The sequence below is a fragment of the Streptomyces phaeofaciens genome (assembly GCF_014648915.1).
Classification (GTDB): domain Bacteria; phylum Actinomycetota; class Actinomycetes; order Streptomycetales; family Streptomycetaceae; genus Streptomyces; species Streptomyces phaeofaciens.
Map to the genome: position 1 here is coordinate 19,626 of NZ_BMSA01000003.1, position 20,908 is coordinate 40,533.

Annotated in this window: 21 protein-coding genes and 1 pseudogene; 13 read left to right on the forward strand and 9 right to left on the reverse strand. The window is 71.7% G+C overall.

Translation table 11 applies throughout. The annotated features are described in order from the left end of the window. The first annotated feature begins 56 nt into the window (after positions 1–56). Positions 57–2,186: an alkaline phosphatase family protein gene (locus IE275_RS07060; RefSeq protein ID WP_229870145.1), complete on the forward strand. Its 2,130-nt coding sequence runs from the start codon at positions 57–59 to the stop codon at positions 2,184–2,186. 40 nt (positions 2,187–2,226) lie between these two features. On the opposite strand, the gene dusB is transcribed toward IE275_RS07060, so the two are convergent. Next, complete coding sequence (dusB, locus tag IE275_RS07065) at positions 2,227–3,378, reverse strand: tRNA dihydrouridine synthase DusB (RefSeq protein ID WP_189708814.1); 1,152 nt, start codon at positions 3,376–3,378, stop codon at positions 2,227–2,229. Positions 3,379–3,486: 108 nt separating this feature from the next. On the opposite strand from dusB, the gene IE275_RS07070 reads away from it, so the two are divergent. The 3 genes from IE275_RS07070 to IE275_RS07080 all read left to right on the forward strand — a co-directional run bounded on the left by IE275_RS07070 (position 3,487) and on the right by IE275_RS07080 (position 6,316). Beyond that, the gene (locus IE275_RS07070) at positions 3,487–4,932 is read left to right on the forward strand and encodes an MFS transporter (RefSeq protein ID WP_189708816.1); all 1,446 of its coding nucleotides are present in this window, start codon (positions 3,487–3,489) and stop codon (positions 4,930–4,932) included. 224 nt (positions 4,933–5,156) lie between these two features. Continuing rightward, positions 5,157–5,810, forward strand: coding sequence for an RNA polymerase sigma factor (locus tag IE275_RS07075; RefSeq protein WP_189708818.1), 654 nt, complete (start codon positions 5,157–5,159; stop codon positions 5,808–5,810). Continuing rightward, a complete protein-coding gene (locus IE275_RS07080) occupies positions 5,807–6,316 on the forward strand; it encodes a hypothetical protein (protein ID WP_189708820.1) in 510 nt (169 codons plus the stop codon). Before IE275_RS07075 ends, IE275_RS07080 begins: the two co-directional genes overlap by 4 nt. Here the strand turns inward: IE275_RS07080 and IE275_RS07085 are convergent. Next, positions 6,294–7,181, reverse strand: coding sequence for a helix-turn-helix transcriptional regulator (locus IE275_RS07085; protein WP_189708822.1), 888 nt, complete (start codon positions 7,179–7,181; stop codon positions 6,294–6,296). The two genes, IE275_RS07080 and IE275_RS07085, sit on opposite strands and share 23 nt — an antisense overlap. Positions 7,182–7,333: 152 nt before the next feature. Here IE275_RS07085 and IE275_RS07090 point away from each other — a divergent pair, with 152 nt between their 5' ends. Then, complete coding sequence (locus tag IE275_RS07090) at positions 7,334–8,719, forward strand: MFS transporter (RefSeq protein WP_229870166.1); 1,386 nt, start codon at positions 7,334–7,336, stop codon at positions 8,717–8,719. A gap of 29 nt (positions 8,720–8,748) precedes the next feature. Here IE275_RS07090 and IE275_RS07095 read toward each other — a convergent pair whose 3' ends face one another. Then, a complete protein-coding gene (locus IE275_RS07095; RefSeq protein WP_189708824.1) occupies positions 8,749–9,861 on the reverse strand; it encodes a hypothetical protein in 1,113 nt (370 codons plus the stop codon). Positions 9,862–10,146: 285 nt separating this feature from the next. Further along, positions 10,147–10,347: a hypothetical protein gene (locus tag IE275_RS07100; RefSeq protein WP_189708826.1), complete on the reverse strand. Its 201-nt coding sequence runs from the start codon at positions 10,345–10,347 to the stop codon at positions 10,147–10,149. 151 nt (positions 10,348–10,498) lie between these two features. On the opposite strand from IE275_RS07100, the gene IE275_RS47050 reads away from it, so the two are divergent. The 3 genes from IE275_RS47050 to IE275_RS07115 all read left to right on the forward strand — a co-directional run bounded on the left by IE275_RS47050 (position 10,499) and on the right by IE275_RS07115 (position 11,806). Next, entirely contained in the window at positions 10,499–10,774 is a 276-nt protein-coding gene (locus IE275_RS47050) for a P-loop NTPase family protein (RefSeq protein WP_189708828.1), read from the forward strand. After that, positions 10,771–11,490, forward strand: a complete 720-nt coding sequence (locus IE275_RS07110) for a Crp/Fnr family transcriptional regulator (protein WP_189708830.1) — start codon at positions 10,771–10,773, stop codon at positions 11,488–11,490. The genes IE275_RS47050 and IE275_RS07110 overlap by 4 nt, the downstream gene beginning before the upstream one ends. 97 nt (positions 11,491–11,587) lie before the next feature. Next, positions 11,588–11,806 carry a hypothetical protein gene (locus IE275_RS07115; RefSeq protein ID WP_189708832.1) on the forward strand — a complete coding sequence of 73 codons (219 nt, stop codon included), beginning with the start codon at positions 11,588–11,590 and terminating at the stop codon, positions 11,804–11,806. Between the two features lie 335 nt (positions 11,807–12,141). On the opposite strand, the gene IE275_RS07125 is transcribed toward IE275_RS07115, so the two are convergent. Together IE275_RS07125 and IE275_RS07130 are read right to left on the reverse strand one after the other, a co-directional pair. Further along, a complete protein-coding gene (locus IE275_RS07125; RefSeq protein ID WP_189708834.1) occupies positions 12,142–12,741 on the reverse strand; it encodes a TetR/AcrR family transcriptional regulator in 600 nt (199 codons plus the stop codon). A 25-nt stretch (positions 12,742–12,766) separates the two neighbouring features. After that, the gene (locus IE275_RS07130) at positions 12,767–13,777 is read right to left on the reverse strand and encodes an aldo/keto reductase (protein WP_189708836.1); all 1,011 of its coding nucleotides are present in this window, start codon (positions 13,775–13,777) and stop codon (positions 12,767–12,769) included. A 188-nt stretch (positions 13,778–13,965) separates the two neighbouring features. On the opposite strand from IE275_RS07130, the gene IE275_RS07135 reads away from it, so the two are divergent. Further along, positions 13,966–15,078 (forward strand): endonuclease/exonuclease/phosphatase family protein, encoded by a 1,113-nt coding sequence (locus IE275_RS07135; RefSeq protein WP_189708838.1) that lies wholly within the window; start codon positions 13,966–13,968, stop codon positions 15,076–15,078. Here the strand turns inward: IE275_RS07135 and IE275_RS07140 are convergent. Then, positions 15,057–15,260, reverse strand: coding sequence for a DUF397 domain-containing protein (locus IE275_RS07140; RefSeq protein WP_189708840.1), 204 nt, complete (start codon positions 15,258–15,260; stop codon positions 15,057–15,059). The two genes, IE275_RS07135 and IE275_RS07140, sit on opposite strands and share 22 nt — an antisense overlap. Then, positions 15,242–16,084, reverse strand: coding sequence for a helix-turn-helix domain-containing protein (locus IE275_RS07145; RefSeq protein WP_189708842.1), 843 nt, complete (start codon positions 16,082–16,084; stop codon positions 15,242–15,244). The genes IE275_RS07140 and IE275_RS07145 overlap by 19 nt, the downstream gene beginning before the upstream one ends. Before the next feature lie 164 nt (positions 16,085–16,248). On the opposite strand from IE275_RS07145, the pseudogene IE275_RS07150 reads away from it, so the two are divergent. Continuing rightward, positions 16,249–16,632 (forward strand): annotated as a pseudogene (locus IE275_RS07150) (hypothetical protein); the annotation flags it as partial. 68 nt (positions 16,633–16,700) lie between these two features. Here the strand turns inward: IE275_RS07150 and IE275_RS07155 are convergent. Next, entirely contained in the window at positions 16,701–18,083 is a 1,383-nt protein-coding gene (locus IE275_RS07155) for a glycine--tRNA ligase (RefSeq protein WP_189708844.1), read from the reverse strand. 149 nt (positions 18,084–18,232) lie between these two features. On the opposite strand from IE275_RS07155, the gene IE275_RS07160 reads away from it, so the two are divergent. Genes IE275_RS07160 through IE275_RS07170 form a run of 3 tightly spaced genes read left to right on the forward strand, consistent with a single transcriptional unit; the run spans position 18,233 to position 20,885 of the window. Continuing rightward, the gene (locus IE275_RS07160; protein ID WP_189708846.1) at positions 18,233–19,189 is read left to right on the forward strand and encodes a metal ABC transporter substrate-binding protein; all 957 of its coding nucleotides are present in this window, start codon (positions 18,233–18,235) and stop codon (positions 19,187–19,189) included. A gap of 17 nt (positions 19,190–19,206) precedes the next feature. After that, complete coding sequence (locus IE275_RS07165; protein WP_189708848.1) at positions 19,207–19,983, forward strand: metal ABC transporter ATP-binding protein; 777 nt, start codon at positions 19,207–19,209, stop codon at positions 19,981–19,983. Next, the gene (locus IE275_RS07170) at positions 19,983–20,885 is read left to right on the forward strand and encodes a metal ABC transporter permease (protein WP_189708850.1); all 903 of its coding nucleotides are present in this window, start codon (positions 19,983–19,985) and stop codon (positions 20,883–20,885) included. Before IE275_RS07165 ends, IE275_RS07170 begins: the two co-directional genes overlap by 1 nt. The last annotated feature ends 23 nt before the right edge of the window (positions 20,886–20,908 follow it).

Here is a 20,908-nt window from a genome sequence, read left to right on the forward strand (position 1 = left end):
CTGTCTCCACTCGCTCTCACCAACTGCCTGAATCGGAACAACCCGAAGGCGACGCCGTGGGCTCCGGGGAACCCGTGGACGCCGGGAAATCGGTGACGGCGGCGGACGCCGGGGACACGGTGGACACCGGGGAGGCCGGGGACGCCGGGGAGGCCAGGGACGCGGGGGAGGCCGGGGAGGCCGGGGACGCGGCGGACGCCGGCGAGGCCGAGGGCCCCTCGGTGGAAGCCGGGGCCGAGGCGCCCACCGGGAAGCCGGAGGCCGACGGGGCCGGCGAGGAGTCCGACCCCGAGGCCACCGTCACGGCCGCCGCGCCGTCCGAGGCCGAGGCCGAGGCCGCCGACACCAAGACCCACACCCACACCGCCACCGACACCGACACCGAGCCTGCGGTCGAGGCCGAGCCCGGGACCGAGCCCGGGACCGCCACCGCCACCGCCGACGCCTCCCAGCCCGACCCTGGCCCCGGCCCCGAGCCCGAGGTCGACGCCCCCGCCCCCCGCGGCTTCCGTGCGCGGCTCGCGCATCGGCGGGCCTGGCGCGGTCGGCACCCCCGGGCCGCCCGGGTGCTGTGGTGGACGGTGACCGTGTTGTCGCTGGTGTTCGTGCTCGGGGCGTTGCTGCTGCCGAACCGGATGGCCGCGCTCCAGCTGAACCGGTTCGTGCGGATTCCGGGTGAGGCGATCATCGGGGCGGCCGTGCTGCTGGCGCTGCCGCGCCGGCCGCGGGTGGCACTGGCGGCGCTCGGCGGGACGGTGCTCGGTGCGCTGACCGTGCTGAATCTGCTCGACATGGGTTTCCTGGAGTATCTGGGCCGCGACTTCAACCTCGTCCTGGACTGGGGGCTGCTGGACGACGCCCAGTCGTACGTCGCCGACTCGATGGGCGGGACGGTCGCGGCCGCCGCGGCGATCGGGGTCGTCCTGCTGGTCGTCCTCGTGGTGGCCCTGATGGCGCTGGCGACGGTGCGGCTGAGCAACATCCTGGTGCGCGACACCCGGCGGGCGACCCGGGGCACGCTGATCGCCGGCACCGCGTGGATCACCTGCTCGGTGATCGGCCTCCAGTACGCGGGGATCCCGGTCGCCTCCGACCGGGTGGCGAACCGGCTCACCTCCGAGGCCCGGCAGGTGCGCGAGACCCTGCGGGACGAGGCCGCGTTCGCGAAGATCGCCCGGAGCGACACCTTCGGCGACACGCCGCCCGCGGAGCTCGTGCCCGACCTGCGCGGCAAGGACATGGTCTTCGCCTTCATCGAGAGCTACGGCCGCAGTGCCGTCGAGGACCCGATCATCGCGCCCGGCGTGGACAGCACCCTCGACACGCGCACCGAGGCCCTCGCGAAGGCCGGCTTCCACGCGAAGAGCGGCTGGCTGACCTCGGCGACGTACGGCGGCAGCAGCTGGCTCGGGCACTCCACCACCCTGTCCGGCCTGTGGGTGGACAACCAGCAGCGCTACCGCACGGTGATGGCCAGCGACCACCTCTCCCTCACCAAGGCGTTCCAGAAGACGGGCGCCTGGGACACGGTCGGGGTCATGCCGGGCGTGCAGAAGGCCTGGCCGGAGGCGGAGTTCTACGGCCTCGACAAGGTCTACAACGCGTTCCAGCTGGGCTACCAGGGGCCGAAGTTCAGCTGGTCGACCATGCCGGACCAGTACGCGCTGGAGGCGTTCCAGAAGCGGGTGCACGGCAAGCAGCGCGACAAGCCGCTGATGTCGGAGATCATCCTGACCTCCAGCCACCAGCCGTGGGCGCCGATCCCGACGATGGTCGGCTGGGACGAGGTCGGCGACGGCTCGGTCTTCCAGGGCATCCAGGAGGCCGGCAAGAAGGCGTCCGACATCATCGCCGACTCCACCAAGTCCAAGGAGGAGTACGGCAAGTCGGTCCAGTACTCGGTGACGGCGCTCACCGAGTGGCTGGAGCGCTACGGCAGCGAGGACACAGTCCTGGTCTTCCTCGGCGACCACCAGCCGATCTCGCGGGTCAGCGGCCAGAACGCCAGCCGGGACGTGCCGATCTCGATCGTCGCCAAGGACCCGAAGGTCCTCGACAAGATCGCCGGCTGGAACTGGACGGACGGCCTGAAGCCGGCGCACAACGCCCCGGTGTGGAAGATGAGTTCGTTCCGCGACCGCTTCCTGACGGCGTACGGCTCGACCCCGCATCCGACCGCCGGCTGAGCCCCGGGGGGGGGCCGGCGGCCGGGCCCTGCGGGGGAGTTCAGCCGCCGGAGGTGTCCAGCTCCGCGTCCTCGCTCACGCCCGCGCAGTCGTAGGGGTCCTTCAGCCAGCCGTCCGGCAGCACCACCCGGTTGTTGCCGGACGTGCGGCCGCGGGGCCCGTCGGCGCCGGCGGGCCAGGCCTGGTCGAGGTCCAACTCGTCCAGTCCGGAACGGAGTTCCTCCAGCGAGGAGGTGATCGCGAGCCGCTTGCGCATCTCGGAGCCGACCGCGAAGCCCTTCAGGTACCAGGCGACGTGCTTGCGGAAGTCGATGACGCCCCGGGACTCGTCGCCGATCCACTCGCCGAGCAGGCCGGCGTGGCGGACCATGACGTCGGCGACCTCGCGCAGGGTCGGCCGCGCGAAGGCCGTACGCCCCTCGAAGGCCGCCACCAGGTCGGCGAACAGCCACGGCCGGCCCAGGCACCCGCGTCCGACGACGACGCCGTCGCAGCCGGTCTCCCGCACCATGCGCAGCGCGTCCTCGGCGCACCAGATGTCGCCGTTGCCGAGCACGGGGATCTCCGGGACGTGCTCCTTCAGCCGGGCGATCGCGTCCCAGTCCGCCGTGCCGCCGTAGTGCTGGGCTGCCGTGCGCCCGTGGAGCGCGATGGCCGTGACGCCCTCCTCGACGGCGATGCGGCCGGCGTCGAGGTAGGTGATGTGGTCGTCGTCGATGCCCTTGCGCATCTTCATGGTCACCGGGAGGTCCCCGGCGCCGCTGACGGCCTCGCGCAGGATGGCGCGCAGCAGGGGGCGCTTGTAGGGGAGGGCGGAGCCGCCGCCCTTGCGGGTGACCTTGGGGACCGGGCAGCCGAAGTTCAGGTCGATGTGGTCGGCGAGGTCCTCCTCCGCGATCATGCGGACGGCCTTGCCGACGGTCGCCGGGTCGACGCCGTACAGCTGGATCGAGCGCGGCTTCTCGGTCGCGTCGAAGTGGATCAGCTGCATGGTCTTCTCGTTGCGCTCGACCAGCGCCCTGGTCGTGATCATCTCGCTCACGAACAGGCCCTTGCCTCCGCTGAACTCCCGGCACAGGGTGCGGAAGGGCGCGTTGGTGATACCGGCCATGGGGGCCAGCACGACGGGCGGCTGGACGGGGTGCGGGCCGATCTTCAGGGTCGAGGTGCTCGAGGGCGCGGTCGTGGGCATTGGCCCATTGTCGCGCATCGGAGGACGGGTCCGGCCGGCCCGCTCCGACATGATCATGTAATAACCATTAGTTAGACGCACTATCGACATCGGCGTACGATGGTCCGCATGCCCGAGCTCAGCCCTCGCCGACGTCTGCTGGTCCTCGCGATCTGCTGTATGAGCCTGCTGATCGTGAGCCTCGACAACACCGTCCTCAATGTCGCCCTGCCGGCGATGCAGCGCGACCTGGACGCCACGACGTCCGGGCTCCAGTGGACGATCGACGCCTACACCCTGGTCCTGGCCACGCTGCTGATGCTGGCCGGCTCCACGGCCGACCGGATAGGGCGCCGGAAGGTCTTCATGGCGGGCCTGGTCGTGTTCGCGGCCGGCTCCCTGCTCTGCTCGCTGGCACCGAACCTGGAGCTGCTGATCGCCGCCCGGATGGTGCAGGCGGTCGGCGGTTCCATGCTGAACCCGGTCGCCATGTCGATCATCACCAACACCTTCACCGACCCGCGTGAGCGCGCGCGGGCGATCGGCGTGTGGGGCGCGGTCGTCGGCATCTCGATGGCCGCCGGCCCGCTGGTCGGCGGGCTGCTGGTGGAGTCCGTGGGCTGGCGCTCGATCTTCTGGCTCAACCTCCCGGTCGGCCTCGCGGCACTCCTGCTCACCCTCCGCTTCGTCCCCGAGTCCCGCGCGCCCAGGCCCCGCCGCCCCGACCCGGTCGGCCAGCTCCTGGTCATCGTGCTCTTCGGCTCCCTGACGTACGCGATCATCGAGGCGCCGGAGGAGGGCATCGCGACCAGCGGACCCTTCGCGGCGCTGGCCCTGGCCGCGCTGATCGGGCTGCTCCGCTACGAGCCGCGCCGCGCCGAACCCCTCATCGACCTGCGGTTCTTCCGTTCGGCCCCGTTCAGCGGGGCGACGGTGGTCGCGGTCAGCGCCTTCGCCGGGCTGGGCGGCTTCCTGTTCCTGTCCACGCTGTACCTCCAGAACGTACGGGGGCTGGACGCGCTGCACGCCGGTCTGTGGATGCTGCCGATGGCCGTCCCCACGTTCCTGTGCGCACCGCTGTCCGGGCGGCTGGTCGGCACCCGGGGGCCGCGGCTGCCGCTGGTCGTCGCGGGGGTCGCGATGACCACGAGCGCGCTGCTCTTCGCCGCCTTCGACGCGGAGACGTCCGACGGGACGCTGTTCCTCGGGTACGTGCTGTTCGGCGTGGGCTTCGGCTTCGTGAACGCGCCGATCACCAACACCGCGGTGTCCGGGATGCCCCGCAGCCAGGCGGGTGTGGCGGCGGCGGTCGCCTCCACCAGCCGGCAGCTGGGCCAGACCCTCGGCGTCGCGGTGGTCGGCGCGGTGCTCGCGGCGGGCGTGAGCGCCTCGGCGTACCGGGAGACCTTCGTCTCCGCGGCCGTCCCCGGCTGGTGGATCCTCACCGGCTGCGGCCTGATGGTCCTCGTCCTCGGCGTGCTGACCACGGGTCCCTGGGCCCGCCGGACCGCCGAGCGGACCGCGCGGCGGCTGGAGACGAAGGACGTCCGCGAGACGGCGGGCATCGGCGCCTGAGCCGGCGGCAGCAGGGCAGCCCGGTAGCCCCGGCCGCCCGGCCGCCCCGGCACCACCGGGCGCGACACCACCGCGGCACCACCCCCAAGGCACCTCGAAGGCACCCCGAAGGCACCTTCAACCACCCCTCGACCGGGGCTGGTCGAGGGTGCCTTCGCGTTTCCCCGTAACGCTTTTCGCAGGGCGCGCCAAGTACCGGTGTAGCCGATGAGAAGGAGGCGCCTGTGGACGAGGCGGAGCGGATACGGGGCGGTCCCGCGGCGGCGGCGCGTGACCCGCGGCTGTTCGAGGAGTTCTACCGGCGCCATGTGGACGCGGTGACCCGGTTCGTGGCGCGGCGGGTCGACGACCCGCACACCGCCGCCGACCTGACGGCCGAGATCTTCCTCGCCGTCCTCGACTCGGCCCACACCTACCGGCCGCGCCTCGGCAGCGAGACGGCCTGGCTGTACGGCATCGCGCGCAACGTCGTGTCGTCGGAGCGCCGCCGGGCCGCCCGGGCGGCCGAACGGGACCGGCGGTTCTCCGGGCGGCGCCTGCTGGAGCCCGACGACATCGTCCGGCTGGAGGACAAGCTGGACGCGGAGAGCCCGGGGCGGCGCGCGCTGGCGGCGCTCGCGCGACTGCCCGAGGGCGAGCGGGCCGTGATGGAGCTGATCGCGGTGGATCAGCTGACGGTCACCGAGGCGGCCGCAGCGCTCGGCATCCGCCAGGTCACGGCCCGGGTCCGGCTGCACCGGGCCCGCAAGGCACTGCGTGCGCAGGCGGTGCCCGCCGCTCCCGCCGATCCCGCCGATCCCGCCGACGCGGCGCCCGAAGCCGTACCGGAAGGGACGCGGGACACATCGCTGCTGTACGTCATGAGGGGAGAGGCATGAGCACGCGCACCTCGTTCGAGGACCGGCTGCTGGAGGAGCTGAAGCGGGAGATCGAGCTGCGTGGGGAAGACCGGCCGGACGCCGGCGCGCGGACGGTGTTCACCCCGCGCCGGATCTCCGTCGCCCTGGCGGCCTGTGCGGTGGCGGGGCTCGCGGCGGTGGTGGTGCCGGGGTCGCCGGCCGGCTCGGCGGCGTACGCCGTGGAGCCCCACGACGACGGCAGTCTCACACTCACCCTCAACAAGCGGGACATCCCCAGGTGGGAGCTGCACACCCTCGCGGACACCCTGGGCGAGGAGGACATCGACGTGGCCTGGGGCGAGCCCGTCGCCGTGTCCCTGTGCACCGGCACCCGTCTGCTGCGGATCGTGGGCACGGACGGCAGGACCTCGACCGCGAGCAGCTGGGCGCTTCCGGTGAAGGTCAGTCTGCGGCCGGGCGATGTGCTGCTCCTCGACGCGAAGGAGGGCCCCTTGACGACCGTCAGCCGGTGCTCGGCGGGTTGAACAGCGCGTACAGCCGCTCCAGCCGTTCCCGCGACACCTCGTCCACCGGTGTGAACGTCACCAGCCGGGCGCCGTTCTCCGGGCTGAGCCAGAGGTCCGTGTGCTGGAGGGTCAGCAGGCCCACATGGCGGTTGCGGAACTGCTTGGTCTTGGTACGGCTCACCACGATCTCGTAGCGCCGCCAGTTCTCCCGGAACTCGGGGGACTCCGCCTGGAGCCGTTTGACCAGCATCTTCCAGGCCGGTTCGGAGAGATGGCCGGCCATGGAGGCGCGCAGCTTCGCGGCCATCAGGCGCCGGGTGTCGTCGAGGTGGACGATCGACTCCTGCCAGGCGGGGTTCGTGTGCACCAGGAGCATGCAGTTGCGGTCCTCGGGCGGGATCGTGTCGAGGTCGCAGAACAGCTGGGAGTAGGCGCGGTTGTAGCCCAGGATGTCGTAGCGGCTGTTCTGGACGCTGGCGGGCAGCGGGTCGAGCTGGTCCAGGGTCATGCGTACGGCGTCCGTGATGCCCTCGCAGTGCGCGGCGGGCGTCGGATCGGTGGAGCCGGCCAGCCGGAACAGGTGCGCGCGTTCGCTGAGGTCGAGCATCAGCGTGCGGGCCAGCGCGTCCAGGACCTGCACGGAGACATGGATGTCGCGGGCCTGTTCGAGCCAGGTGTACCAGGTGACGCCGACCGAGGAGAGATGGGCGACCTCCTCGCGGCGCAGGCCGGGCGTGCGGCGGCGCGCACCGCGCGGGAGGCCCACCTGTTCCGGGGTGATGCGCTCGCGGCGGCTGCGCAGGAAGGCGGCCAGTTCATGGTGCCGGACCGCCGCGCCGCTGCCGGCCGCGGGGGCCGCCGTCTCCTGTGCCATCGTCGTCATGCCTCCAGCGTGCCCGGGTCCGCACCCTGTTGCCAGGTAGTCCTGCTACCAGGATAAGGAGACTCTGGTACCCGGTTGAGGGCCGGGCGCAGGCTCTGGGGGTGACCACAGAAACGACCGTCGCCCCCTCGCCCGGCGCCCGCGCCGGCACGGTGTCCGGTGCCTTCGGGCCGCTCGGGCTGTTCACCGTGCTGCTCGGCGCGGCCCTGCCGCTCGTCGACTTCTTCATCGTCAATGTCGCCCTGCCCACGATCGCCGCGGACCTCTCCGCGAGCGAGTCCGTCCTGGAACTCGTCGTCGCCGGGTACGGCCTCGCGTACGCCGTGCTGCTCGTCCTCGGCGGGCGGCTCGGTGACCTGTTCGGGCGGCGCCGGCTGTTCCTCGCCGGCATGGCCGCCTTCGGTCTGACCTCGCTGGCCTGCGGGCTCGCCCCGGACGCCTGGTCGCTGGTGGCGGCGCGGATCGTCCAGGGCGCGTCGGCCGCCGCCATGGTCCCGCAGGTCCTCGCCACCATCCAGGCCGCCACCGAGGGCCCCCGCCGCGCCCGCGCCATGAGCCTGTACGGCGCGACCGCCGGCCTCTCCATGGTGGCGGGCCAGATCCTCGGCGGGGTCCTGGTCGCCGCCGATGTCGCCGGCACCGGCTGGCGTTCGGTGTTCCTGGTGAACGTCCCCGTCGTGGTCGTCGGTCTGCTGCTCGCCGTCCGGACCGTCCCCGAGACCCGCTCGCAGCGCCCGGAGCCGCTGGACGGCCCCGGCACGGCCTTGCTGGCGGCGGCACTGCTGACGCTGCTCGCCCCGCTCACCGAGGGCCGCACGGCCGGCTGGCCGCTGTGGACCTGGCTGTCACTGGCCGCGTTCCCCCTGGTCACGGCCGCGTTCTACGCCGTGGAGCGGCGGGCCGACCGGCTCGGCCGGACGCCGCTGGTGCCGCCGAGCCTGTTCGCGCTCACCACGCTGCGGCGCGGGCTGGTCCTCATGCTGCCGCTCTCCATCGGCTTCAGCGGGTTCATGTTCGTCGTCGCGGTGGCCCTCCAGCGGGGCGCGGGGCTCGGTCCGGTACCGGCCGGGCTGGCGCTCGCGCCGATGGCCGCCGCGTTCTTCCTCGCCTCGCTGGCCGGGCCCCGGCTGGTGGCCCGGTTCGGGGCCCGGGTGGTGACCGCGGGCGCGCTGCTCCAGGGTGTGGGCCTGGTGCTCATCGCGCTGGCGGTGCGCGCCGACTGGCCCGACGTGGGGCTCGTCGAACTGCTGCCGGGGGCGGCCGTCGCGGGCGCCGGACAGGCGCTCCAGCTGCCCGTCGTGATGCGGATCGTGATGTCCGAGGTGCCGCCGGCCCGCGCGGGCGTCGGCAGCGGGGTGATGGTGACCACCCAGCAGACCGCGCTGGCGCTGGGCGTGGCCACCCTCGGCACGCTGTTCCTGTCGCTGGTCCCGGGCTCGGGCATGCGGGACGCCCTGCTGACGACCCTCGCCGTCCAGCTGGCCGGTGTCGTCCTGACGGGAGCGCTGAGCCTGCGGCTGCCTCGGCGGGTGGGCTGAGCCGGCGCCGCACCGGCCGCCACCCGCCGTCACCAGCCGGACCCCACGCCGTCGTTGCCGTGATCCTGATCGTGATCGTGGTCGCCGAGGTCGTCCCAGTCCGTGCCGCCGGCGTCGAGGGGCTCGCTCGGGTACGCGTCGTGGTACGGCTCCTGGTACGGGGCGGGGTTCGGCTCGTACCCGTACGCGGCGGTGTACGGATCCGGGTCGGAGCCGGGTTCGAGCGGGTACTGCTCCCGCGGTTCCGGACCGGGGAGCGGCCAGGGGGGCGGTGGCTCGCCCTCGTTCACGACATACGTGTCCCCCACCATGACGTAGGTGTCGCCCCCCGGTCCGTCGGGGACCGGGTCGGGGCCCGGGTCGGGGCCCCCGCCGTGGTCCGTGACCGCCGACCACACCTCGTGGCCGGCCCACACCCCCAGTCCCCCGGCCCCGATCAGGCCGCCGCCCAGGGCCACGCGCAGGCCCCAGTCGGTGCGGTGCGGCTGCGGGGTTCCGTCGGGCCGGACGGGCCCGGTGTAGGCGGGCACCGGGGTGCGCGAGCCTCCCGGGCGGGGCACGTACACCCAGCCGCGCGCCTCGAACCCCTTCTCCGGAACGCTCGCGTCGAGCGGATCGAAGTGGCCGGCCGCGGGCTCCTCCCGGCGCTGGGTGAGGACGTCCCGGTAGAGGTCGTCGGTGACGGCCAGGGCCAGGTCGCTGTCCGGCCGGCCGCCGAGGGTGGCCCGCAGCTGGGGCGAGTCCAGGACCCGGCAGGCGTGCACGACCGCCGTGCCGACGAACCCCGTGGCCGCCACGTACACGAGTCCCTGGCTCACGGAGGCCCGCAGCCGGATCCGGCCGCCGGGGCCCGGCTTGCGGTTGAGCCGGTGCAGGGCGGCGCGCAGGCCCCGGACCGCGCCGGGCAGCGCACGCCCCTCGTCGATGCCGGGCGGCAGGATCAGCAGCTGGCCGTCGCCCTGGTCCTGGCGGGCGCAGCTGCTCGGGTCCACGTCGGCCACCCGGCAGGCCTGGTGCATCGTCCACAGCAGCCGGTCCTGCACGTCGAGGGCGGCGTCGGTCAGACGTCTGCTGTATCCCTCGACGTCGACGACCAGACACAGACGGCGGACACCGGGGACGCCGAGTTCTCCTCCGGACATCGCGGGGTTCCCTTCACTGGCGAAGTCGAATGCGGGGGTGGGGAGTTGAGGGGAACGTCCCCGACGGGGGTCCGGCCGACTCCCTCACAGGACGGAGTCCGGCGGCCGGGCGCCGCCTAACCTCGGTGAGGCGGGGACGAGCCGGTCCCCGCTGCGGGGAACCTGCGGCCGCCCGTCCGTCCGGTCCACGGACCCCGGGGGAGGACGGGCGGTCCGGGCACCCGCCGGGCCCGTACGGGGCGGTCGGCGGCCCGGACGCTCAACCGCTCGGCGTGCCCCGGAGAGTCAGAAGCCCCCGGAGTCGTCGATGTCGTCGGCGTCGGCGTCGTACGAGTCGCTCGCGTACGTGTCGTCGGGCTCGTAGCCGTTCTCGCCGGCGACGAATTCGGACATGGAGGTGTAACCGGTCCCGTCCGCCGCCTCGATGACGTCGTGCTCGGTCAACCGGCCCTCGTCCCAGGTCTGTTCGCCTTCGTCGGTCGTCATGCCGTCCCCCTTGGTCGTCGACATCATGGCGCCCCGGAGGGGGCGAGTCGAGGAAAAAGCTGAAAAACCGCCACGTGTGGTCGTCGCCGTGCACAATGGCTTGCCCTGTGGGGTGGGTCACATCGAACGGACGGGAGAAGGGGGGTGCCCCATGGGTCCGAAGGGGGCCGGGGAGCCGGCCGCCGCGCCGGCGGGGGCCCTGCGCGACACCGCCGACGGGCTTCGGGAACCGCTGCGGCTCGCCGTGGCCGGGCAGATCAAACGCGGCAAGTCCACCCTGGTGAACGCCCTGCCGGGCGAACGCGTCGCGCTCACCGGACAGCTCGAAGTCACCTTCGCCGTCACCTTCCGGCTCGCCGACACCCCGGGGCTCGGCAGTGTCGGGCCGGACTCGCCCGGCTCGTCCACCGGCTCCCGCCCCGTATGACCTCCGCCCCCGGCCCCCGGCGGCCGTCCTCCGCCGTGCCGCCGGCCTGGGCCGCCGGGAGTCTGCTGGACACGCTGGACGCCGAGGACCGGGAGGCGCTGCTGCGGCTGGGGACACGGCGGCGGTACGGCGACCAGGAGGTGCTGATGATGGCCGGGGCGGTCGGGGACGCGGTGTACATGCTGCTCGACGGGCTGGTGCTGGTCGTCGGGGAGACGGAGGAGGGCGAGGCGTCGGCACTGGCGATCCGGGCGGCGGGCGAGGTGGTGGGGGAACTGGCGGTGCTGGACGGGAACCTGCGGTCCGCCACGGTGCGGGCCGCGGGCCCGGTCACCGCGCTGCGCATCGCCCCGGCCTCCTTCATCGGCTTTCTGCACTCGCATCCGGCGGCCCAGCTGCAGGTGCTGCGCAGTGTGGCGCGCAAGCTGCGGTCCGCGACGCAGCGGCGGATAGAGACCAGCGGCTGCGACGCGCGCCGCCGGCTGGCGCGGGTGCTGTACGAACTCGCGGCGGAGTACGGACGGCCGCGCCCCGACGGCAGCGTCCTGCTGGAGCTGTCGCTGAGCCAGCGCGCGCTCGGCAGTCTGGCCGGGGTGGCGGTGTCGACGACGGAGCGGGCCCTGGCGGCGCTGCGCGCGGAGGCCGTACTGACCACGGGCTACCGCCAGTTGGTGCTTCTGGACCCGGAGCGCCTGACGGACCTGTGCGGCTACTGACCCGGCGCGCCCGCGAACTCCTGGCGAGGAAATCCCCATTGATCTTCCGGGTGCTGCACACTCCTTGCTGTTCTCCGGAGTCGATGCGGGAGGGGTCATGCTGCAGATCACGACGAGCAAGGTGAGCCGCTGGGACCAGCACGGGCGCGAGCATGTGGTCCAGGTGCAGCGCGCGGGGATGCAGCGCACGATCAGATGCGACACCTGCGGCTGGCGCAAGGGCGCGCAGTTCCTGCCCTGGCTGAAGGCCGAGGAACACCTCGCCGAGGCGCATCAGGCGACGGTGGATCCCTCGGAGGGCCGCGAGCCGCGATGACTTCCGGCCGCCCCGGGAGTCAAGAGGGGCGGAAAGAGGCGATCGCACCGGAAGGCCGGACCGAGCGCTCTGCACGAGACCCTGCGACGGTATGTCGACGACGGCACCGTACCGGGAGCGGTGGGCCTGGTGGCCCGCGGCGACGCGGTGGAGGTGGTGACCGCCGGTTCGCAGGACGCAGAAGGACGGCCGGGCCCCGCATGCCGGCACGACGGCCCACATCGTCCCGCGGACGGGCGGGGTGACGATCCTCCTCACCCAGGTGGCGATGGAGAACCCGACGCCGACTCCGCTGATGCGGGACTCCTGGCGCTGCACGGCGGGGAGCTGACGCCCTACGCCGCCGGCGCCCGCAGCCCCCGCAGCAGCAGATCCACCAGGGCCGTGAAGTCCTCCCGCGCGCCCGGGCGCTCCCACAGCCGGCTGTAGCCGGGGTCGTGGAAGCGGCCGGTGGCGTGGAAGACGGCGACGGCGACTGTCCTCGGGTCCAAAGCCGCGAAGTCGCCGGAGGCGACTCCCGCCTCGATGATCCGGGTCAGCTGGCCGGTCAGGTCGGCGAGGTGCTCGTCGACGACCTCGCTGCTCTCCCGGGTCAGCACCATGTAGGTGGCGAACAGCTCGGGGTCGTCGCCCGCCTTGCGCCGCTTGGCCTCGAAGAGCGCCGCGAGCCAGTCGCGCAGCCGAGTCTCCGGTGCGCGCGACTCGTCGGCGGTGATGACGTCGAGGGTCTCGAACATCCGGTCGAGCCACCGCTTCGTGACCGCCGCGCGCAGCGCCGCCTTCGTCCGGAAGTGCCGGTAGACACTGCCGTGACTGACCCCGAGCGCGCGGGCCACGTCGACCACGGTGGCCTTGGCGGGCCCGTGGCGGCGCAGCACTTCCTCGGTCGCCTCGAGGATGCGCTCGGCCGTCAGGGTCTCGGTGGTCGGTGACATGCTCAGACCGTACCCGGAGGGCGGGTCAGCGCTCACTGTCGAGGTGGGCCATCGCGGCGGCCGAGTAGCGGTCACCGGCGGCCGCGTCGGCCGGGACGGCGTCCTCGACCGCGGCGAGGTCGGCGGCCTCCAGGACGACGTCCAGCGCGCCCAGCGACTCCGCCAGCCGCTCCCTGGTGCGGGCGCCGACCAGCGGCACGATGTCCTCGCCCTGGGCCAGCACCCAGGCGATCGCGATCTGCGCGACGGAGACGCCCTTCTGCTCGGCGATCTTCCGCAGGGACTCGACCAGGTTCAGGTTGTGCTGGAGGTTGTCGCCCTGGAAGCGGGGCGAGAAGGCCCGGAAGTCGTTCGGGGCGAGCTTGCGGTCGGCGGTGAAGTGCCCGGAGATCAGCCCGCGCGAGAGCACGCCGTACGCGGTGATGGAGATCCCCAGCTCCCGCGTGACCGGCAGGATCGACCTCTCGATGCCCCGCGAGATCAGCGCGTACTCGATCTGGAGGTCGGCGATCGGCGCGGTGGCGGCGGCCCTGCGGATCGTCTCGGCGCCGACCTCGCTGAGGCCGATGTGCCGCACGTACCCCTGCTCGACCAGCTCGGCGATCGCGCCGACCGTCTCCTCGATCGGTACGTCGGGGTCGAGCCGGGCGATGCGGTAGACGTCGATGTGGTCGACACCCAGACGCTGGAGCGAGTAGGCGGCGAAGTTCCGCACGGCCGCCGGACGGCCGTCGTAGCCGCTCCAGCCGCCGGCCGGGTCCCGCAGGGCTCCGAACTTCACGCTGACCTGAGCCTGTTCACGGCGTGCGGCGGGAGCGGTGCGCAGCGCCTCACCGATCAGCAGCTCGTTGTGGCCCATGCCGTAGAAGTCGCCGGTGTCCAGCAGGGTCACGCCGGCCTCGAGGGCGGCGTGGATCGTCGCGATCGCCTCGTCCCGGTCCGCGTCGCCGTACAGCGCGGACATGCCCATGCAGCCGAGGCCGAGGGCGGAGACCTGGGGACCGGTGGTGCCGAGGGAACGCGTTCGCATCGTCATGCCCACCACCCTGACATGACAGCTGACAGATTTCAACATCTGTCAGCTGTCATCTGACGTCTGCCATCCGATATCTGTCCGGTCGACGGGACGGGAGCGCCGAGGACAATGAGAGATGTCGGTGCGCAGTCACCTCGGCGGCGCCTGTCGCCGACCGAGCGGCCCTCCGCGCCGCCATGGAGGCTGCCATGAGCATCCGCATCGCCACCTTCAACATGGAGAACCTCTTCCGCCGGCCCACGGCCTTCCGCCTCGAGGATCCGGCGAAGCGCAAGGAGATCCTGGACGACTTCGCCGCACTGGTCGGCCTCCTCGACCTGCCGGCGTACACCGCCGCCGACAAGACGAAGATCGCCGGGCTCATCGAGAAGCACCGGGCGTACGACATCAACCCCGAGAACCCGCCGCCGATCTACGTGAACCAGTCCCGGCCGGGCAAGGAATCCGGACTGTTCAAGCCGCCGGGGCCGGGCAAGAACCCCCACATCGAGATCAGCGCCAACGGCCGTTCCACCTGGGCCGGCTGGGCCGAACTGGGGCAGGACGACCTCGATCTGGACGTGGTGCGCAACACCGGCCGCGTGGTCTCGGAGGTCGACGCCGACATCCTGCTCACCGTGGAGGTCGAGGACCGGCTCACCCTGGAGCGCTTCAACACGCAGGTGCTCGCCGGAGCGCTGGACCGGCGGCCGTATCCCTACGTCATGCTGATCGACGGCAACGACAGCCGGGGCATCGACATCGGGATCCTCAGCCGGCACCCCATCACGTCCGTCCGGTCCCATCTCTCCGAGACGAACCCGGATCGCCCCACCCAGCGCCTCTTCAGCCGCGACTGCCCCGAGTTCGAGATCCGGCTCAACGGCACCCCCCTGGTGATCCTCGGCAACCACCTGAAGAGCAAGTCCCAGGACGATCCGGAACTGCGGCTGGCCCAGGCGAAGCGGGTCGCGGAGATCTACCGGTCCGCGCTGGAGCGCACCCCGCACGTCATCGTCGCCGGGGACCTCAACGACCACCCGGCCAGCGACACGGCCGCGGTGCTGGAGGGCGCCGGGCTGCGGGACGCGATGAGTCACCGCTCCTATCGCGGGCTGCCCGGCACGTTCGGGGAGTGCAAGAGCGAGCGGGACAAGATCGACTACCTGCTGCTGTCGCCGGGGGTGTGGCAGGAGGTGCAGCAGGTCGGCCTGGAGACCCGTGGCATCTTCGCGGACGGCATCAAGCCCTTCGACACCGTGACCTCGAAGGCCGACGCGGCCTCCGACCACGCGGCGCTCTACATGGATGTCGACCTGTAGGCACGGACGAACCGCGCCCAGGCCTCCGGCCCGAACACCAGCACGCCCCGTCCGGGGTCCTTGCTGTCCCGGACGGGGACGAGGGCGGTGACGTTGTCGGCGACTTCGAGGCAGGCGCCGCCGTCCTGATTGCTGTAGCTGCTCTTGCGCCAAGCAACGCCGCTCAGGTCGATGGCTCGCACGGAACTTCCTCCAACAATCGCCGGATGAACCCACGCGATTCGTCCGGGGAAAGGGCCAAATCGCGTACCAGATCGTATCTGAGCTGGAGCCGTTCGACCTTGGCTGTTTCCTGAACCAGCTCGCCCCCGTAACCGGTCTCCACCCAGGCAACGGTACTGCCGTCAGGTTGCCGCAAGAAGACTGTGTCGGTGTTCGACAGGGCGTGAAGTCCAGTCGAGAACGGCAGCACGTGAAGGGTCACCTTCTTGCGCTCGCCCATGGCCAGGAGGTGCTCCAACTGCCCGCGCCACTCGCCGGAGTCGCGCAGGGCCGTGCGCAGCACCGACTCGGCGAGAATCGAGCGGAAACGCGGCGCATCCTCCGTCACCAGCAGCTGGCTGCGCCCCACGCGCGCCTCGACTTGCGCTGTCAGCTCCTCCCCGTCCAGCCCACCCGCCTCCAGGAACTCACAGGCGTAGCCCGGGGTTTGCAACAAGCCGTGCAGGTTCGCCGAGGCGTAATGCCACAAACTGACCGCCCCGGCCTCCAACTCCATATACCGCCGATACTGCTCCTTGAACTGCGAAGGATCCGCCACCGCCAGCTCCCACAGCGTGAGCAGCATCGGGGTCGTCCCGTAGTGCTGGTCCAGCGCCTCGACGATCTCCGGGCTGCCCAGGCTCCGGCCGCCCTCCATCTTCCCGAACGTCGACGCGTTCCAGCCCAGGACCACCTCCAGCTGCCGCAGGCTGTCCCCCTTCTCGGCCCGCAGGAGGCGCAGTTCCTCCGCGAAGCGCCGCCGGGGTTCCTGGCTACGGCCCGTGATCACCCGCCTGGACGGCATCCAACCCTCCGGAATTTGTGGAATATGCGCTGCCCGACGACGCCCAGCCCCACGTCAGCGGCGTGCCGATGCCGATCGAAGGCCATCCTGACGACAACCCCCACTACCCAGAGTAGCCCAACTGTCGCATTTGGTATGTAAGTTGGGTGAAAGGAGCGAAAGACATGCACGACACGCGGCACGAGCCGGGCGCCCTGCTCTACGACCCGGCCACGGACAAGGTCGGCGAGTACCAGGACCGGTCCGGTCCCTACGCGATGCTGCGGCCGGTCGGCGGCGGCCGGGAGTGGCAGGCCGACCCGGCGGCACTGCGGCCGGCGACCGCCGAGGAGCGGCTGAGCGCGGGCGTGCGGGCGGCGAACCGGCGCGCCCGGACCGACGCGCCGTTCCTGGTCGGCATCGGCACGCCCCGCCCTCCCGTACCGGAGCCGGACTGCGCCGAGTGCGAGGACCTGGCGTCACGGCGGGAGAGCGCCCGCGCCGCGCACGACCGGAGCGCGGAGACGGACGCCGACGTGCTGCTGCGCGGCCACCGGCGGCGGGAGCACGGGAACGACGAGTGCCGGGCCCCGGAAAGGGACCCGGCACTCGTGAGCGCTGACGAGGAGACGCGAGATCAGCAGCCGATCAGGCGCGCCGCGAGGTAGCCCTCGATCTGGTCCAGCGACACGCGCTCCTGCTTCATGGAGTCACGCTCACGCACGGTGACCGCGTTGTCGTCCAGCGTGTCGAAGTCGACCGTGACGCAGTACGGCGTACCGATCTCGTCCTGGCGGCGGTAGCGGCGGCCGATGGCGCCGGCGTCGTCGAACTCGATGTTCCAGTTCTGCCGCAGGGCCTGGGCGAGGCCCTTGGCCTTGGGGGACAGCTCGGGGTTGCGGGAGAGCGGGAGGACCGCGACCTTCACCGGGGCGAGGCGGTGGTCGAGGCGCAGCACCGTGCGCTTCTCCAGCTTGCCCTTGGCGTTGGGGGCCTCGTCCTCGACGTACGCGTCGAGGAGGAACGCCAGCATCGCGCGGCCGACACCGGCCGCGGGCTCGATGACGTACGGCGTCCAGCGCTCCTGGGCCTCCTGGTCGAAGAAGAAGAGCTCCTGGCCGGAGGCCTTGGAGTGCGCGGTGAGGTCGTAGTCCGTGCGGTTGGCGACACCCTCCAGCTCGCCCCACTCGTTGCCGCCGAACTGGAAGCGGTACTCGATGTCAGCGGTGCGCTTGGAGTAGTGGGAGAGCTTCTCCTTCGGGTGGTCGTACCACCGCATGTTCTCCTCGCGCATGCCCAGGCCGGTGTACCAGTTCCAGCGCTGCTCCATCCAGTACTCCTGCCACTGCTCGTCCTCGCCCGGCTTGACGAAGAACTCCATCTCCATCTGCTCGAACTCGCGGGTGCGGAAGATGAAGTTGCCGGGCGTGATCTCGTTGCGGAAGGACTTGCCCATCTGCGCGATGCCGAACGGGGGCTTCTTGCGCGCGGTGGTCTGCACCTGGGCGTAGTTGGTGAAGATGCCCTGGGCGGTCTCGGGGCGCAGGTAGGCGATGGAGCCGGTGTCCTGCGTCGGGCCGAGGTGGGTGGAGAGCAGACCCGAGAACTGCTTGGGCTCGGTGAACTGGCCCTTGTTGCCGCAGTTGGGGCAGTTGATGTCCGCCAGGCCGTTCTCCGGCGCACGGTGGTGCTTGGCCTCGTAGGCCTCCTCCAAGTGGTCCGCGCGGAACCGCTTGTGGCAGGAGGTGCACTCGGTCAGCGGGTCGGAGAAGGTGGCGACATGACCGGAGGCGACCCACACCTCGGGGGCCAGGATGACGGACGAGTCGATGCCGACCACGTCCTCGCGCGACGTCACCATGTAGCGCCACCACTGGCGCTTCAGGTTCTCCTTGAGCTCGACACCCAGCGGTCCGTAGTCCCATGCGGCCTTCTGGCCGCCGTAGATCTCACTACAGGGGAATACGAAGCCACGGCGCTTGCTCAGGCTGACGATGGTGTCGATCTTGTCGGCGGCCACGGTGCTCTCTTCATAACGACGACGGGCGACGAAGCGAGATGCTTCCAGCGAATGCTTCAGGGTACCGGCGGGGCCTCCCCCTCGACCAAATCGGTGTCCCTTCAAGAGCTTGTTGACAACGGTTTCCATATTTGTTGAAAATGACTGTCATGAACGTACGACGACAGCACATATCCCGCGTCGCGCTCGTGGCCGCCGCCGGCCTCGGCCTCGGCACCCTGACCGCATGCTCGGGCGCGAACGCGGCGGGCAACACCGACAAGTTCGACGTCGTCGCGTCGTTCTACCCGATGGCCTTCCTCGCCGAGCAGATCGGCGGGGACCATGTGAACGTCACCAGCCTGACCGAACCCGGCCAGGAACCGCACGACCTGGAGATCAGCGCCAAGCAGACCGCGCAGCTCCAGGAATCCGACGCGGTGCTCTACCTCAAGAACCTCCAGCCCTCCGTCGACGACGCGGTGGCCCAGTCCGAGGTCAAGACCAAGATCGACGCCGCTTCCCTCACCACGCTGGAGAAGCACGGCAACGAGGTCGGCGGCCACGCGGCCGAGCACGACGACCACGAGAACGAGGAACTGTCCGGCCTCGACCCCCACATCTGGCTCGACCCGGTGCGCTACGCCCAGGTCGCCGAGGGCGTCGGCAAGGCCTTCGAGAAGGCCGACCCGGACCACGCGGCCGACTACGAGAAGAACACCGCGACCCTGGTGAAGAGGCTCGACGCGCTCCACACCGAGTTCGAGGACGGGCTCGCGGACACGAAGACCAAGGTCTTCGTCACCACCCACGCCGCCTTCGGCTACCTCGCCGAGCGCTACGGCCTGACCGAGGAGGCCATCAACGGCCTCGACCCCGAGTCGGAGCCGAGCGCCGCGCGCGTGAAGGAACTTGAGAAGATGGCGAAGGCCGACGGCGTCACGACCGTGTTCTACGAGACGCTCGTCAGCGACAAGACCGCGAAGACCATCGCCGCGGACTCCGGACTGAAGACGGACGTGCTCGACCCGATCGAGGGCATCACGGACAAGTCCCGGGGCGACGACTACTTCTCGGTCCAGCGGGCCAACCTCAAGGCGCTCGAAACGGCCCTGGGAACCAAGTGATCTTTACGGAGGGCGTCATGGACGCGAACGCCGAGCCCGTCATCGCGCTGCGCGGAGTCCGCGCCGACCTGGGCTCGCGCCCCGTCCTGCGGGGCATCGACCTCACCGTGCACCGCGGTGAGGTCGTCGCCCTGCTCGGCGCGAACGGCTCGGGCAAGTCGACGGCCGTGCGCAGCGTGATCGGCCAGGTGGCGATCCACGCGGGCGAGATCGACCTGTTCGGCACACCGCGCAGGTCGTTCCGCGACTGGGCGCGGGTGGGCTACGTCCCGCAGCGCACGACGGCCGCCGGCGGCGTCCCCGCCACCGTCACGGAGATCGTCTCCTCCGGCCGCCTCTCGCGCACCCGCTTCGGCGTCTTCCGGACGGCCGACCGCAGGGCCGTACGGCACGCCCTGGAGCTGGTCGGGATGGCGGACCGGGCGAAGGACAACGTCGACGCCCTCTCCGGCGGCCAGCACCAGCGCGTGCTGATCGCCCGCGCGCTCGCCGCCGAACCCGAGCTGCTGATCATGGACGAGCCGATGGCGGGCGTCGACCTGGCCAGCCAGGAGGTCCTGGCCCACACCCTGAAGGACCAGGTCGCGGCCGGTACGACCGTCCTCCTCGTGCTGCACGAACTGGGCCCCCTGGAGCCCCTGATCGACCGGGCGGTCGTCCTGCGCGACGGCTGCGTGCTGCACGACGGCCCGCCCACACCCGCCGTGGGCCAGCACGCGCTGCCCGGCCACGACCACGTACACCCGCACGCACCCGCGGGCGCCGAACCGATCCGCACGGGACTGCTGAGCTGATGGACCTCCTCGACTACGCCTTCATGCAGCGGGCACTGCTCGCCGCCGTCCTGGTCGGCATCACCGCGCCCGCCGTCGGCATCTACCTCGTCCAGCGCCGCCAGGCCCTGATGGGCGACGGCATCGGCCATGTCGCCATGACCGGCGTCGGCCTCGGCTTCCTGCTCTCCGCCTCCCCCGTGTGGATGGCGACCGCGGTCTCCGTCCTCGGCGCGGTGATCATGGAACTGATCCGCTGGTACGGCAAGACCCGCGGCGACCTCGCCCTCGCCATGCTCTTCTACGGCGGTATGGCCGGCGGCGTGATGTTCATCAACCTCGCGCCCGGCGGCTCCAACGCGAACCTCACCTCGTACCTCTTCGGCTCGCTGTCGACGGTGTCGGAGTCGGACGTGACGGCGATCTGCCTGCTGGCGGCCTTCGTGGTGCTGGTCACCCTCGGTCTGCGCCGGCAGCTCTTCGCGGTCAGCCAGGACGAGGAGTTCGCCCGGGTGACGGGCCTGCCCGTGCGCGCCCTGAACCTGCTGACGGCGGTCACGGCGGCGGTCACGGTGACCGTCGCGATGCGGGTGGTGGGACTGCTGCTGGTCTCGGCCCTGATGGTGGTGCCCGTGGCGGCCGCCCAGCAGCTGAGCCGCAGCTTCGCCGCGACCTTCGCGATCGCGGTCGCGATCGGGATCTCGGTCACCGTCGGCGGCACCGTGACCTCCTACTACCAGGACGTCCCGCCCGGCGCGACGATCGTGCTGCTGACCATCGCCGTATTCATCGCGCTGAGCGTGGCGGCCACCCCGCTCGCCCGCCGCCGAGCCCGCGCCCTGGCCGCGGCGCAGCCCGCCGGAGATCCGGCGGAGTGCACGATTCCGGCCACCCGGGGGGCCTCGGACGAGGTCGGCGTCTGACCGGGCACAGTCCGGGCTGGCAC

Coding starts and splice junctions, on each gene's coding strand:
- dusB (WP_189708814.1), bottom strand. CDS start 3,378: ATGCCCACGACCGCGCCCTCGAGCACCTCGACCCTGAAGATCGGCCCG.
- IE275_RS07070 (WP_189708816.1), top strand. CDS start 3,487: ATGCCCGAGCTCAGCCCTCGCCGACGTCTGCTGGTCCTCGCGATCTGC.
- IE275_RS07080 (WP_189708820.1), top strand. CDS start 5,807: ATGAGCACGCGCACCTCGTTCGAGGACCGGCTGCTGGAGGAGCTGAAG.
- IE275_RS07085 (WP_189708822.1), bottom strand. CDS start 7,181: ATGACGACGATGGCACAGGAGACGGCGGCCCCCGCGGCCGGCAGCGGC.
- IE275_RS07095 (WP_189708824.1), bottom strand. CDS start 9,861: ATGTCCGGAGGAGAACTCGGCGTCCCCGGTGTCCGCCGTCTGTGTCTG.
- IE275_RS07100 (WP_189708826.1), bottom strand. CDS start 10,347: ATGACGACCGACGAAGGCGAACAGACCTGGGACGAGGGCCGGTTGACC.
- IE275_RS47050 (WP_189708828.1), top strand. CDS start 10,499: ATGGGTCCGAAGGGGGCCGGGGAGCCGGCCGCCGCGCCGGCGGGGGCC.
- IE275_RS07110 (WP_189708830.1), top strand. CDS start 10,771: ATGACCTCCGCCCCCGGCCCCCGGCGGCCGTCCTCCGCCGTGCCGCCG.
- IE275_RS07115 (WP_189708832.1), top strand. CDS start 11,588: ATGCTGCAGATCACGACGAGCAAGGTGAGCCGCTGGGACCAGCACGGG.
- IE275_RS07125 (WP_189708834.1), bottom strand. CDS start 12,741: ATGTCACCGACCACCGAGACCCTGACGGCCGAGCGCATCCTCGAGGCG.
- IE275_RS07130 (WP_189708836.1), bottom strand. CDS start 13,777: ATGACGATGCGAACGCGTTCCCTCGGCACCACCGGTCCCCAGGTCTCC.
- IE275_RS07135 (WP_189708838.1), top strand. CDS start 13,966: ATGAGCATCCGCATCGCCACCTTCAACATGGAGAACCTCTTCCGCCGG.
- IE275_RS07145 (WP_189708842.1), bottom strand. CDS start 16,084: ATGCCGTCCAGGCGGGTGATCACGGGCCGTAGCCAGGAACCCCGGCGG.
- IE275_RS07160 (WP_189708846.1), top strand. CDS start 18,233: ATGAACGTACGACGACAGCACATATCCCGCGTCGCGCTCGTGGCCGCC.
- IE275_RS07165 (WP_189708848.1), top strand. CDS start 19,207: ATGGACGCGAACGCCGAGCCCGTCATCGCGCTGCGCGGAGTCCGCGCC.
- IE275_RS07170 (WP_189708850.1), top strand. CDS start 19,983: ATGGACCTCCTCGACTACGCCTTCATGCAGCGGGCACTGCTCGCCGCC.